Genomic DNA, 12,849 nt, shown 5'->3' on the forward strand with positions numbered 1-12,849 from the left:
AGTGCGCAGTTAAATATGGGTTCGGTTTTCGGGAAAAGATCCATGTCTTCTGCGCAACCAGTCACTCTGTTTCTCGGACATGAGACTGTCCGCCTCAGCGCGAGCAACGGTTCTCTTGGTCACTTAATCGAGCGAGAATCGTTCGCCAGTGAGCAGCAACTTGGGCCCAAAATCACCCAGGTTGTCCTTGCCAACGACGCGAGTATTCGAGAATTCCTAAGGGGCGATCCACATTCGGAGAGGGTCGGCCCGGTCGTCGACCATCTGCTTCGCGAAGCTCACTATGTACCACCGAAGTCGTTCGCGTCAGTTGATATCCGAGATCAGCTTAAAGCGCTGAATCACCTCTATCGCGCCGGAGACGAAACTGAGTTGATGGTGTGCATTACCTCGCTCGTTCAAACGTTGGGCGCTACGAGTTTTATGTATTTCTTAGCCGAGGATGACGCGAACGGTCGCCCCGTTTCATATCGCATCCTGACCTCGCATGCGGAAGCGCTACAAAACTATGTGTCGCTTCGCTATTACGCGACTGATCCGTTTTTAATCCGATCGCGACATTCACCCGAGCCCTTCTTCTCCTCCGATCTGGGCATGATCGAAAACATGAGGGGACAACGCCGTGAGATTGCCGAACGCGCCCGCGCAATGGGCATGAAGAGTTGGATCGTTGTTCCCGCGCACTGTCGGGGTAGCAACAATTTCGGGACACTGTATGTTGCAAACAATGTTTTGCCTGCTGATGGCGGCGAAGAATGTCTGCGTGAAAGTCAGGCCTTGTTCCGATCATTGTCCGCTCAGGTTTTTGAATGGTACATGAAGAAAGAAGTCGCGCTGGCGTTCGCGAACACACGCCTGTCCACGTTCGAGCTTCAAATTCTCAGCGCAAGGAAGCGCGGCTTCACCTTGGAGCTGATAGCAGATATTTTGAATCTGTCCCCGACCGCGCTAAAGCGTGTGCATGTTCCATCAATCAATCACAAGTTGAAAGCAAAAAATATTCATGAGGCGACGAAGATCGCCGATGACCAAGGCTTACTTACCGTCGTCTCCGATCGTAAGGTTGCCTATGTGATCTACAGTGAAAGCCGCGGCATTTTCCTACGCGCCGATCACGGGTGTCCGTTCTTCTCAAAGATGCTGGCAGGTGATCTGCAGGAAGCACAAATTTTCGACGACCGAGCGTCAGCGCGTAATCTCATTGATCGCGTGATGCCGAACCAAAAAGACGTGGTCCAATTGCGTCGGGTCGACGTGCACTGCTTTGCGACCACGGCAACCAAGGAGGAATGCGTTGCGGCGGGAATGCCTGCATGGGAGTCGGAGGCTGAACCTGCAGAAATCGCAGAGTGGCCAACGCATTCCGTTTCGTCCGGGTCCTTCCACTAAAAAAATTTCGGAGTGGGACAAAGCCACAATGCGGCAACTACCTACAAGTTGCTGATCTTTTACCTTCATATTCGACAAGCATCCAGAACAAATGCAAGTCAGCGCTCGAAGCTCATGCTCGCCATGGACTCAGTCAATGAGAGGTTTGGGCGGGGAACCCTGAAGGTGGGAAGTGTGGAAGGGCGGCAAGCTTGGCATATGACACAAGGCAAAAAAACGCCTTGCTATACAACCGAATGGGAATCCATACCCATAGCAAATTAAACATATCAGAGACACCATAGAATTATGGATTCCTATCTATAATCAGGAGGATGGGTCTGAACTTGGGAGCTTGGCTAATGCCCGAACCAGATCTTGCTGGCGTCTATAGCCGGATTTTTGCAAGACGCTCCGAAGTTGATTTCTGACTGTTACTACGGATACATGTGACTCGGTAGCGTATTCCTCAAGCGATAGTCCGGTCACTAACGCCTGGGTTAATTTTGCCTCGGCAGGACTAAAGTTAAACCATTGAATCAATTGCTTGGAAGACGGCGTTCGCTCAGTCCCGGCACTGCTGACGATAATCATCAGGTCCGCTGCGCTAAAAGTGTTATGAACGCTAGCACTAGAGGTTGCCCAATTCGCATGCGCGCCACTGTGTGGTGACACGATTTGAATCAGAGGCTCGGGCGAAATTGGAATAATAGTGACAAAGAACGACTTTTCGGGTTCTGCACTCAGACCCGCGATCCGAACTGTGAGGCTTTCAGGTTGGCGCATGGTCCTCACTCGTTCGATGGACGCCGATAACTGGCTGTTGCCCCGGGTGGTGGTCTCCAAACGTTGATTTGCGGTTTGGAACACGACGTTTTTTTTGATGAGTGCGTCAGCTAGAGCGTTGCTGAAAGTAATGAGGTTTCGTCGGTCAAGAACAACTACGGCCTGACCCAAAGCTTCAAGTCCAACACTCCCGGCCAACATCGCTGCTCGTAGCTTTTCGCTTTTAGTGATAAAACGTAGTGCTCGCTCGATGTGAGGCAGCATTCTATTAGCAGCGGCAATTTGTTTTGGTGAAAAAGCAGGTTGACCAACGAGATGGTTGAACGCAAACATGACGTTCAGATTCTCTTCTCGATATACGGTCCCACCAATTACATAACGAAGGTTCCAAGGGATAAGTAGGTCTTGGTAAAATTCGTTTCTGTCCACGAATGCTCGGTCAAAATGGTCAGCACAGGAATATGCCTGTCCTGCTGGCATATCAAAAGCGAACTTTCTTCGCGGATCTATAGCTCCATAATATTTAGCATAGGCATCTCCCGCTGGCACGTAGTCGTGGTTTGTCATCAGGCTGAACGTGGGACCAGCCGCCGACGCATCCCACCCAAACAGATGACATGTCGCGCTTCCAAGCCAACGGTCAAATCGTGTCAGTGCAGGAAGAAGAAGACTCGGTTCGAGTATCGAATCATAGAACTGTCCTAGCAAACTGTCCCATTGATCTAGGCTTCCAGTCCTGACTTCACGCGGCGCCATATCTGAGTATCTCGGCTAGTGTTGGTTATTTGCGACAGGGTTTCAGTTTGATCAAAATTGATCATGCCGACAAATTTCTCTTCGTCAAAAATAGCCCCGGTCTCGAAGGGCTTATGCCTAAAGCATCGTTGCTAAATCAAAACTGATAAAACGCTAAAGATGACATCCTTAAAAACCGTGTTGCTGGGGTTGGCGGTGTGGATTATGACCGCTTCTGTAACGAGCGCACAAGCGCAAGAAATAGCGCGGGTGAACTTGCTGGACGGTCCAGCTTCACAGTCACCTGCGTTCATGGATGACTATCGCCACCAATACTTAAGAAGCTTTGCCAATACTCCTGGAGTCGACCCGAAGTCTGTGGCGTTGCTCGGCGACCCCTTGATTCGCAAAGAACACAATCCCTATAAGCTAGCTGACCTCGTAAAAGCGCAGCAAGTCTCGTTGCAGTCTCTTCGCAGCGCGAAGATCGGGCTGGTCGCAATCACTGTCCCACATGGTGCGTCGTTAGAACTTTTGAATCCAGATACAGGCGAGTATCGTGTGCACCTCAGTTTTCCGTCTTATTCGGGCATCGACAAAAGCCAGGCAATAGGATTGAACCTGTCGAATAGCAACGGGCAGTCACGCCACAACGAAAGCATGTCCTTTGCACTGTCGTTTGATGGTCAAGCTAAATCTGATATCAGGAAAACGGTTGGCAATGCGAGAGCGCGGCAGATAGAAGAAGCGATTGGTAGCAAGCGGCAGGGAAGCGGCTTTATCGACCTTCCCGTTACGTACTATGTCAAGCTCGTCTCTGGAAAAATCGACCATGTTGACGACGTAACTGTTAGTGCGGTCATCGATGTGCAAATCGTATCGGCTGAACTTGTAACGGGGGATGCAAGCAAGGTGACACCGCTATTTTCACTCGAAGGGAAGGAAATCCAGGAGCATGTAGCGCCTGTGAAAGGTGGTCTCGTGCCAAAAGGTTGGATTTACTAAAGTTTGAACCCTTCTAGGAGAATCACATGCAAAGCTCATATACGAAGCGTCGAACAGAGAACGGCTGGCTGTTTGATGTGCAACCCGCGTCACCCGTATCGTCCACCGGGATTGTGCTCACTTTCGCGATACCGCTGACACTCCTTGCCCTGTTCATGTCTTTCGTTATCTATTCGGATGGCCGCTCCACCTTCAAGCCCTTAGCGATAACCGTCTTTTTTGCATTCGTAGTGTTTTCTTTGCTGCGCATGCACTTTAACAAGATTCCAAATAAGCAACGAGCGGCGAGTTCTTTTGAAGCCGGACCTGAAGGTATTCTTAGCAACAAGAATTTTCTAGTAGCAAGTGATATCCATCACTTCATGATGAAAAATTGGGCGTCTAACGTTGAGGGTTCTATCTCTCCGACTTTGGTTGTTGGAACGCCAGGATTTGACACGGCATTTCGCTCAATGAACGCGAACTTGTCAGCAGGGCTTGCGTCGGCGCGCCAAGGTTGGATGCGGAAAGTAGCTAACGTGTCATGGCAAGTGGACGCGGAGGCGGGTGGGAAAGCAACGATGTTGGCATGCGGCCTGGACGAAATAACTGCTCGTGGGTTGGTCGAGGACTTATCGCGAGCGCTGCATCCGTAGCATGAAGAGATTGATGGTAAAAATATAAATATAGCGAACGAGGAAATCATGAAGAGCGAGAACCTGAGAGACCTTCTTATCTGTGTAGGACAACTACCTTAGCCGGTTGCGGAGGTGGAGGCGGGTCATCATCGAACGCCACTCCAGCAACTCCTGCTAGCTCAGTTGCCCCGCCCACCGCGACATTTTCTCTGTTGCCATCGGGAACGGATACGGCCTATGCACCTCTTGGTGATGTTGTCGCTGATTCGTCAGGCTGGATAAACAATCGGCGTGCCGCCATGGGCCTGAGCACATTGTCCAATTCGGTTCCTTCACTGACTACGGCTGCATCAAGTCATTCGACCTATGTGGTTCTTAACAATACAAGTGGTCACACCGAAACCGCAGGACTTCCCGGCTTTACCGGTGCAGACCCAAGTACGCGCATTCAGGCCGCATACAAGAATAATTTCTGGGGAGAGGTCGTAGTCGCGTTCACTGGACCACATGCTGCAAAAACTTTTGCCGCTGAGAATATCTTTGATGCTCCATATCATCGGGGTGTTTTGATGGCCGACTATGCAGTATCAGGTGTTGGCTTTGTCACGAGCGGGACGGGTGCGTCTCTATATAGCGCTTTGACCATTGACCTTGCGGACTATAAGCAGGTGGTGGGAGCTAGCCAGTTTGTAGCCTATCCATACAACAATCAGAAGGGTGTGAAAACGTCATGGGTAGCAGAGGAGTCGCCAAACGTTTTTGCTGACCAGCCTCAATACATTGGGCAGACGGTGGGCCATCCTATCGTCTCGCATGGCACGGTCAATTCCGTCATTGATATTTCAAGCTTCACGCTCAAGGATGCGGCTGGGAACAATGTTGCTTGCAAAGCTCAGGATCACAATACAAGCAGCGACGCGGCAAGCTTTGGCATATGCGTTCCGTATGCTCCACTGGCTTCAAACGTGACCTATTCTGCAAGTGTTACGGGCTGGACAATGGTGCCGCGTTTTCACTCAGTTGGAGCTTTACCACGGGGGCTTAATTTAGCTCCGATCACCACAGGAGACTCAGCGTCTATGTGGTGACCTTCACCTCGGTTCCACAATGCGCCTTCGCAATCACAGTATGACGCTCGCTGTCTTGCCGCTAATTCTGTGTGCAAGAAATTATATAGGAACAGACTCCGTAGTTGTCTGTGTAGTCGCTGTCATAGTCCCTTGAATCGAACGAGTTGTTGCCCTTGTTCAATGTTAAGTCCGGGCACACGCGAGAATTAATTGCCTCTCCAGTCCCGGCTCGCCACCCTCCAGACTTACCGGTCTGTGTGCAGGTCAGGTTTCCGATAGGTAGAGTAATGGAGAACGGGCCGCGCATCCAGTTATTCGTAGTCCAAAATATCATGATTGGCTTAGGTGGAGGTGCTGGTGGCGGCGGTGGAGGTATGTCTACCCTTTGAAGCTTCGGAAGGTCGGCAGTGACAATTCCGCCATTCTTGAGGGTAAGGGACATTGCCCCGGATTGTCCATTCCATGGACAGTCAGCCTGAAGCGGCACCCCTGAAAGGTCATATCCGAACAATCTCTGCATGCTGGTCAGTTTGAAGGGGTTGTCCGCCGGACAGTCTGCCGATGCTAGATTTCCCGAAAGCGTTGCTTTCTTCAGGGTTTCTTTGCCGTCACGTTTTTTGAAACGATAGGAGAACCTGTCACCGGGCTTATTTATCTGAAAGTAGGCGTAGTTCTGGTCAGACGCCTCGCATGCTTTTACCGCTGCCAATGCGTTGTCACTGAAGACTTTGGAAATGTGTTTTTCAGAAAGCTGTGTCTGAGCTTCGTAGTAGGTAGACTGGCAGAAGTGCTGCTTCCAGGTATCCCAGTTTTGATCCGAGGTCTTGCCATCAAACTTGATATTGAATACATCGTCGGCTACTTCCGTAGGTATGCCTAAGCTCAGGCTTTGGGACTTAGCGCTCCCAACGTCCTTTACTGTGTCTTGGCAGGTAGCGGTTTTGAGTCGCTCGTATGAGGCGTAGTCCGAAGACGAACTGTATTCGTCAAAGACCACAAACTTAGTGCAGTCCTCTTGAGCCAATGCAAGGGAATTAACGAGCGCGAGCAGCGCAGCAATTCTGCGGAGTATGTTCAGCACGATTTCTTCCTTCTTACGAGCTTTGCACTGAAAGACTGCACCAACCGTTACCTCAGACGATTCCCCTATGAGGTATCCGTCTCAAGACATATTAGGAGACCGTGAGATTGCTTTCAATGACTAGGTAAAATTCTTTTGCCAGTATTTTGCTGGTGAGAAGCGGTGCCGTATGCATTCATTTCAATAAGCTTGCATATGACTAATACGTCTGGAGGACAGGTACTTGCGGTAGCAGGGGCAATGTTGTAAATGCCCCCGAAAGCTGGTTACTTTAGCGCGCTGTATGCTTCTTCCTCAGAGCAAGGCGAGCATTCTCTGCATTGAAGTAACCGAACTCGATCAATCTTCTTCGAGTAGCGATGGTTGGCTCGCGACTATCGGATTGATAAACTGCGAAAGCATGTCTTGTTGGTCGGTCAAAAACGGTGCGTCTTTGACTTTCTGGTGGAGATTGAGCATGCGCTTTTCAGCGCGAATTAAAATCGTGTCGTAACGAAGTGGTCTGATCTTTACCTGATCGTCGTCCTCAGTGCGGGTGCCTCCTTCCCCTTGTTCGATCTGGTCGCCAAGCACGAAGCCGTCTACCTCCGTGGCTTTACCAATAATGCCTTTCCTCTTAAGCTCTTTTACATACTTCCAGACTTGCTCTTTTTCCTTTGATCCAAGCGACAGCCCCGTGGTCTTCAGGTCAACAATGACGACATGCGCAATTCCGTCCTCGTTGTATTCCTCGTCAAAGGAAGAGCATGCATAAAAGCCGACACTGCTGTCGGGCAATATAACAAAGTCCGGTCTGTTAGGTGTACCCTTGCCGCCCTTCACGCCGAAGAGGTCGCGTATGACGGTTGTCATTCCTCGGTTGGCCGTGAATTCTATTGACTCAAACTGAGAGCCGAACATCCATAGACCCTTCTCAAAAAGAGGCTGGAGTTCGTGAACCTCATCAATGCCCGCTACCTGCACCTTCGCTTTGAGTTCAGCAATAATTTTTAGGCGGGTCTGAATCTCGTCCAAGGCAATTTTAGCCATGCCTATGGTCCACTCCGTCAGTATATTTTGGAGGGCATCGAGATCGGAGGGCGCCTGAGAGTGCAATAGGTCAAGCAAACCAAAGCGAGATTTCGACTATTCTAATTTAGTGAGGATTGTCGTAAGCTGGAGTATTTCCTGTTCGCCAAAATTCGGACATCTCTGCCTCTTTTGAATTTGGAGTGGGTGAACTTGGCGGGTCAAGGGCGGGCGTAAGCCTGGCGCAGCGAACCCTTGAGGCGCCGTCAATCAGTAAGCTGAGTCGTGGGTGATTGCGGCAGAATGCGGGAATCATCCACGCAAAGCCAACAAGCTATGACGAATCAACTGTTCGAATCTGCTCTCGGCATAACCGCGCCTTGGTAGGTGCAAGCCGTTGACTTTGATGCGGCTCAGCGTCAACTCACCATTGCCGTGGACTTTGTCGCGGGCACCCGGTTTTCCTATGCCGGAGTTGCCGGTGAGCACCCTGTACACGACACACAAATCAAGCGTCTGCGTCACCTCAATTTCTTTCAGCACGAGTGCTTCCTGGAAGTTCGGGTGCCGCGTGTGCGATTGCCCGATGGCTCGGTACGGTTGGTCGAACCTAATTGGGTAGGCCAACTCAACGGCTTCACGCTGCTGTTCGAGGCACTCGTGCTGATGCTCGCGCAACAGATGCCGTTTGCCGCTGTCGCGCGTGCCGTCAACCTGTTGTGGCATCGAGTACACGCCATCTGTTCGCGGTATGTAGAGCTGGCACTCGCGGCCGCTGACCTGTCGGGCGTGACAGCGGTGGCAATTGACGAAACCTCTTACCGGCGCGGTCATGAGTATCTGACGCTCGTCGCCGATATGCAGGCGCGGCGGGTCGTGTTCGTCACGCCCGGCAAGGATGCCAGCAGGATTGAACGCTTTGCGGCCTATCTGGGCGAACACGGTGGCACGTCCGAGCAAATCGGCTCGGTCAGCATCGACATGTCGCCGGCCTTTATCAAGGGCGTCAATGAACATCTGTCCGACGCCCGGCTGACCTTCGACAAGTTTCACGTCGTCGCTCATGCGTCCAAGGCGCTTGACACTGTACGCAGGCAACAACAGAAGCTTGACCCGCAACTCAAAGGCATGCGCTGGACGCTGCTCAAAGACGCGAACAAACTGAATCTGGCCCAACTCACCGACCTCGAGGCGCTCGTCAGTCAGTACACCACCAAGCGTACTGCCCGAGCCTGGCTTTACCGTGAGCAACTGCGCGACATTCTCGAGCGCAAACAAATCAATGTCGTGTCGGCGATGTTGCGCCAGTGGTGCACCAACGTCATGCGCTCGAAGGTCGAACCGATGAAGGACGTTGCGCGATTGATTCGCCGACACTTCGACGGCATTGTTGCCTGGACTCAGACGCGCCAAACCAACGGGTTCATCGAGGCTATCAACGGCCTGTTTCAGGCCGCCAAGCGCAAAGCACGCGGATACGCTCGCTTCGAAACCATGCGCACGGTCATGTTCCTCATCGCCGGAAAACTAGACTTCTCACGCTTCAATGAGCATGCCCGGTGAGCCCCGTTACCCACTCCGTTTTCAAAAGCGCCAAATTTTTTGATGTTAGTGTCGAATCTTTTTGCTTTGGACATGCGAAGGCAAATCAGCAGATAGACGTAAAATCCATTCCTCAAGAAACACAATGCGCTCTTTCAGCTTATCAAGCACTTTTCCGTCGCGATCACGTTCTAATTGTGCGTAGCCGTCGAGAACGCGCAGGTCACGAAGCGACTGCTTGAGGTTTATCGTGCGTTCTACGTTTGCAAGCTCTTGAGTGATCAGCTCAATCAGCTCTTGCGCTCTTCCAAGACGCACCCTAGCATCGAACGACTCCACGTCACCATCGCCTCCGCCGTTGCTGATCTTTTCAGCGATGTCAACAGGGACGGAATGTACCGCGACGATGTCTCGTAATGCAGCATGCAGCATATGATGCCGGGTAATGTGCAGCTGTAGATGGTCGTTAAGTGTATTACTTAGCCTTCTGAGTGTTTCTTGGTGCTCACGCAATGTGACCCTGAGGCAATCGACTTCTTCTTCGTATGCTTGTTGGTCATCCGCCATATCTGTCCGCCTGATATATGGAAATGGTAGTAATGATAAGTCCTTACGCCCATCAATTCCTTCAATTTATGCCATACAGGGTGCCTAGCTCATCTCCGCTGTCGAAACGTAGTGGCGAGAGCCGAGATGCACCCAGAGCCTGACACGACAGCATTCTTGGCCAACCCGCGTGAGCCTCTTGGGTCCGCCGTTGGCTATGTCGTACGTCGCAAGCAATCGGCTCAACCAACTTACTTGCCCCGCTTGACCGTCAGCAGGTGCGTTACGACCGTCCGGACACTGCGCACGTGAACTGTTAGCAAAAAGCCATTCAAGCACCGTTTCAGTTCGGCCGGACGGGAATCACGTGGCGCCCACTGGACTTGCCCCTGCATAACCGGACACGTGGTCACGCTTAGGTTGGTGAATTTTCTTGCTGGCGGAATTCGCGTGGCGAGCGGTATTTCAGGGCGCTGTGCGGATGCAGTTCGTTGTAGTGGCCGAACGCGATGGCCAGGTTTTGCAGCGCCGTCGTCGCGTCAGGCTTGGGCATCCACGAAACGTAATCCCGCTTCATCGTTTTGACGAAGCTCTCAGCCATCCCGTTGCTCTGCGGACTTCGGACAGGGGTTGTGATGGGCTTTAAACCGATTGCCCGCGAGAACGTCAACGTCTCCTCGGCAATGTAGCAGGAACCGTTGTCGCTCAGCCACTCGATTTCGCTATCGGTTTTCAGCGCTCCGTGGAAGCGGTTTTCGACAGCCTGAAGCATCACGTCACGCACCATGTCGCCGGTGTAGCCCCCGGTGCTTGCCGCCCAACTCATGGCTTCGCGGTCGCAGCAGTCCAATGCAAAGACGACGCGCAATGGCGAGCCGTCATCGCAACGGAATTCGAAGCCGTCCGAGCACCAGCGCGCATTGCTCCGGTCCACCGCGACCCTGCCGTCGTGCCGGCGCGTGGATTCAGGATGCCGAGGACGGCGCTCGAGCAGCAGACCGTGGGTGCGCATGACGCGATAAACCCGCTTTGCATTTACGCGAGGCTGGGCCTGTGCATCCTTGTTTCGCCGCAACAGCGCCCATACACGCCGGTAACCGTAGGTGGGCAGGTCGCAGACCAGTCCCCGAAGCTCGGTGACCAGCGGTATGTCGTCTAGAACCGGCATCTTGCGCCGGTCGACCCACCCAACGAGGCGCTTCGATTTGACCGCAAGATTAGAGCGCGACACACCCAGGACTTCACAGACCGTCTTCAACGGTCGTCCCCCGGCAGCAATGGTGAGCGCGCAATCAATTTTTTTGCCCGGTTGTACTCCATTGCTTCGCGAAGTATTTCCACTTCCATTGTCTTCTTGCCCAGCAGCCGCTGGAGTTCGCGAATCTGCTTCATCGCTTCGACAAGGTCGGAGGCTGGCACCACCTGTTCGCCAGCACTCACGGCTGACAGGCTTGCGTCCTGATACAGCTTACGCCAGGCGAATACCTGGTTCGCATTCACCTGATGGCGACGGGCTACCCCGGAAACGCTCGCTCCTGGTTCGAAGGTCTCGCGCACTATCGCAAGCTTCTCATCGACAGAGCGGCGCCGGCGCTGTTCCGGCTGGGTCAGAACCTCGATGGGTTCTACATTGGAGTTAGGCTTAAACATAGGCGAGAGACTACCTTAAAATTTAAGCGTTACCTCGTGTCCGTTTTTGGACGGGGCCAATCCACCCACCATGACTTACAATCATCGAAAATACAGACAAGATTACATGGCATGCGCCTGGAGAGACCTGCACTTTCAATTTCAAGATCCGTCAGTATGCGGCACCATGCTTGTTGATTCTTATAGGCTACTGCGGAGCACCCAGTGTTAGATAAAGCAGTGACTCGAAAAATGCACGGTACTCCAGATGGCCGGTATTTTATCGTCAAAGGGCGCCTTTGGCGATGTACCAACCCGTCCCTGGCCGAGGAGAAAAGAGCGATTTTGGTCAATAAGCTGATGCAGGCTCGCCGTGAAAAGGGTACTGCTATGCGACGCGACGACACCGCTGGTCGCGAAGCAGCGCGACAAAGAATTGACGAGATAAAAACGCAATTGGGTAAACGGGGTCCCGTTTGGTGGTCAGATGGTGCGCCCGATTGGAACCGGCGCATGGCAAAGAACACGCCTTATGCTGAATGGTTTGCTCGGGTGGTGAAACTATAATTTGGACGGTTTGGGGCGGCCTGCAAACTGTAGCTGCGTCCCTCAAACACCGGCATCGGAGATACCGCTTGACTGCTGAATACGATTGCCCCACAGCTACCGTCGGTGCCCAGCATAGTACGAAGCTTTGCATGGTCAGGTATCCTAATGAAAGTTGATAATTATATTTATGTCAAGCGAGGTAACTCAAAGCAAAACTCGACTGGCAGGAGTTTTTCGGCGAGCGAGCAAGCTCCGTCGAGCAGCTGATCCTATAGCTAATGCACGCCACTTTACTGATTCACGCAAGCACAGGCGCGCCGGCCTTTTTAGCAGGCTGCTGAAATATCGGTCGTTGATGCGTTCGGGTGCATTACGACGGATGCTGGGGCTCGCACTTTTGAAACCCGGAAGACGTTTGCAGGCATTCCACGTTGCTCGCGGGTTCACGATATCCGTGTTACGCCATTGCTTATTGCCCCTCAGCCCGCAAGTGTGCGCATACGCGTCAAGTTGTAGCCGACCTGCGTCAGCACGAAGAGCTGGTCTACGCGTTCAAGTCCCCGATAGATGACCTGGCGAATTCGACCAACTGTCTTGCCCCATCCGAATACCTGCTCAATGCGCTTACGTTTTTGCTGGCTTACCGCGTAACCCGGCCAGCGCGTAGTTCGCTCGTCAATTGCTGAACCTTCCGGACGTCCATCGTTTTGCGCCACATGCGGCGTGACGCAATTCGCGCGACAACTGGCGACGAAGCCAGCAGTGTCGTAGTTCTTGTCCGCGCGAGTCGCCAATTCGCGATGCCACGTTTTTGCGGAACTTCAATTCAAAGTCGTGCCGCTGCATCGGTCGCGTGGCGAAGCCGGGAATATCATCGACGCGTCGCGTGAAAGTGCGTCCATCGTCGCAAGTC

General features: G+C 52.5%; 12 protein-coding genes and 1 pseudogene. 7 read left to right on the plus strand and 6 right to left on the minus strand.

The genetic code is table 11. From position 1 onward, the window contains the following. The first annotated feature begins 42 nt into the window (after positions 1-42). On the plus strand, positions 43-1,389 hold the full coding sequence (locus ACRXB1_RS04660) for an autoinducer binding domain-containing protein (protein WP_449491262.1): 1,347 nt from the start codon (positions 43-45) through the stop codon (positions 1,387-1,389). A gap of 114 nt (positions 1,390-1,503) precedes the next feature. Beyond that, complete coding sequence (locus ACRXB1_RS04665; protein ID WP_449491274.1) at positions 1,504-1,653, plus strand: DUF4113 domain-containing protein; 150 nt, start codon at positions 1,504-1,506, stop codon at positions 1,651-1,653. 42 nt (positions 1,654-1,695) lie between these two features. Here ACRXB1_RS04665 and ACRXB1_RS04670 read toward each other — a convergent pair whose 3' ends face one another. Next, the gene (locus ACRXB1_RS04670; RefSeq protein WP_449491263.1) at positions 1,696-2,721 is read right to left on the minus strand and encodes a helix-turn-helix transcriptional regulator; all 1,026 of its coding nucleotides are present in this window, start codon (positions 2,719-2,721) and stop codon (positions 1,696-1,698) included. 348 nt (positions 2,722-3,069) lie between these two features. On the opposite strand from ACRXB1_RS04670, the gene ACRXB1_RS04675 reads away from it, so the two are divergent. The 3 genes from ACRXB1_RS04675 to ACRXB1_RS04685 all read left to right on the plus strand — a co-directional run bounded on the left by ACRXB1_RS04675 (position 3,070) and on the right by ACRXB1_RS04685 (position 5,599). Next, positions 3,070-3,894: a hypothetical protein gene (locus ACRXB1_RS04675; RefSeq protein ID WP_449491264.1), complete on the plus strand. Its 825-nt coding sequence runs from the start codon at positions 3,070-3,072 to the stop codon at positions 3,892-3,894. Positions 3,895-3,920: 26 nt separating this feature from the next. Then, the gene (locus ACRXB1_RS04680; RefSeq protein ID WP_449491265.1) at positions 3,921-4,529 is read left to right on the plus strand and encodes a hypothetical protein; all 609 of its coding nucleotides are present in this window, start codon (positions 3,921-3,923) and stop codon (positions 4,527-4,529) included. A 281-nt stretch (positions 4,530-4,810) separates the two neighbouring features. Further along, complete coding sequence (locus ACRXB1_RS04685; RefSeq protein WP_449491266.1) at positions 4,811-5,599, plus strand: CAP domain-containing protein; 789 nt, start codon at positions 4,811-4,813, stop codon at positions 5,597-5,599. A gap of 61 nt (positions 5,600-5,660) precedes the next feature. On the opposite strand, the gene ACRXB1_RS04690 is transcribed toward ACRXB1_RS04685, so the two are convergent. Both ACRXB1_RS04690 and ACRXB1_RS04695 read right to left on the minus strand, forming a co-directional pair. Continuing rightward, positions 5,661-6,662, minus strand: coding sequence for a hypothetical protein (locus tag ACRXB1_RS04690; protein ID WP_449491267.1), 1,002 nt, complete (start codon positions 6,660-6,662; stop codon positions 5,661-5,663). 339 nt (positions 6,663-7,001) lie between these two features. Next, on the minus strand, positions 7,002-7,691 hold the full coding sequence (locus ACRXB1_RS04695) for a hypothetical protein (RefSeq protein ID WP_449491268.1): 690 nt from the start codon (positions 7,689-7,691) through the stop codon (positions 7,002-7,004). Positions 7,692-8,057: 366 nt separating this feature from the next. On the opposite strand from ACRXB1_RS04695, the gene ACRXB1_RS04700 reads away from it, so the two are divergent. Next, positions 8,058-9,233, plus strand: a complete 1,176-nt coding sequence (locus ACRXB1_RS04700) for an ISL3 family transposase (RefSeq protein WP_449491269.1) — start codon at positions 8,058-8,060, stop codon at positions 9,231-9,233. 45 nt (positions 9,234-9,278) lie between these two features. On the opposite strand, the gene ACRXB1_RS04705 is transcribed toward ACRXB1_RS04700, so the two are convergent. Next, positions 9,279-9,779: a hypothetical protein gene (locus ACRXB1_RS04705; RefSeq protein ID WP_449491270.1), complete on the minus strand. Its 501-nt coding sequence runs from the start codon at positions 9,777-9,779 to the stop codon at positions 9,279-9,281. Between the two features lie 394 nt (positions 9,780-10,173). Next, positions 10,174-11,378 (minus strand): IS3 family transposase gene (locus ACRXB1_RS04710; protein ID WP_449491275.1). Its coding sequence is split into 2 segments (ribosomal slippage): positions 10,174-11,054 and positions 11,054-11,378, totalling 1,206 coding nucleotides; the frame shifts between segments, so codons are not numbered across the junction. Between the two features lie 234 nt (positions 11,379-11,612). On the opposite strand from ACRXB1_RS04710, the gene ACRXB1_RS04715 reads away from it, so the two are divergent. Beyond that, positions 11,613-11,954, plus strand: a complete 342-nt coding sequence (locus tag ACRXB1_RS04715; RefSeq protein ID WP_449491271.1) for a hypothetical protein — start codon at positions 11,613-11,615, stop codon at positions 11,952-11,954. 461 nt (positions 11,955-12,415) lie between these two features. On the opposite strand, the pseudogene ACRXB1_RS04720 reads toward ACRXB1_RS04715, so the two are convergent. Beyond that, a pseudogene (locus ACRXB1_RS04720) lies at positions 12,416-12,718 on the minus strand (transposase); the annotation flags it as partial. Between the last annotated feature and the right edge of the window lie 131 nt (positions 12,719-12,849).

Source organism: Caballeronia sp. M23-90, from assembly GCF_053574605.1.

Excerpts from the sequence above, each read along its gene's own strand:
- ACRXB1_RS04660 (WP_449491262.1), top strand. The coding sequence starts at position 43 with ATGTCTTCTGCGCAACCAGTCACTCTGTTTCTCGGACATGAGACTGTC.
- ACRXB1_RS04665 (WP_449491274.1), top strand. The coding sequence starts at position 1,504 with ATGCTCGCCATGGACTCAGTCAATGAGAGGTTTGGGCGGGGAACCCTG.
- ACRXB1_RS04670 (WP_449491263.1), bottom strand. The coding sequence starts at position 2,721 with ATGACAAACCACGACTACGTGCCAGCGGGAGATGCCTATGCTAAATAT.
- ACRXB1_RS04675 (WP_449491264.1), top strand. The coding sequence starts at position 3,070 with ATGACATCCTTAAAAACCGTGTTGCTGGGGTTGGCGGTGTGGATTATG.
- ACRXB1_RS04680 (WP_449491265.1), top strand. The coding sequence starts at position 3,921 with ATGCAAAGCTCATATACGAAGCGTCGAACAGAGAACGGCTGGCTGTTT.
- ACRXB1_RS04685 (WP_449491266.1), top strand. The coding sequence starts at position 4,811 with ATGGGCCTGAGCACATTGTCCAATTCGGTTCCTTCACTGACTACGGCT.
- ACRXB1_RS04695 (WP_449491268.1), bottom strand. The coding sequence starts at position 7,691 with ATGGCTAAAATTGCCTTGGACGAGATTCAGACCCGCCTAAAAATTATT.
- ACRXB1_RS04705 (WP_449491270.1), bottom strand. The coding sequence starts at position 9,779 with ATGGCGGATGACCAACAAGCATACGAAGAAGAAGTCGATTGCCTCAGG.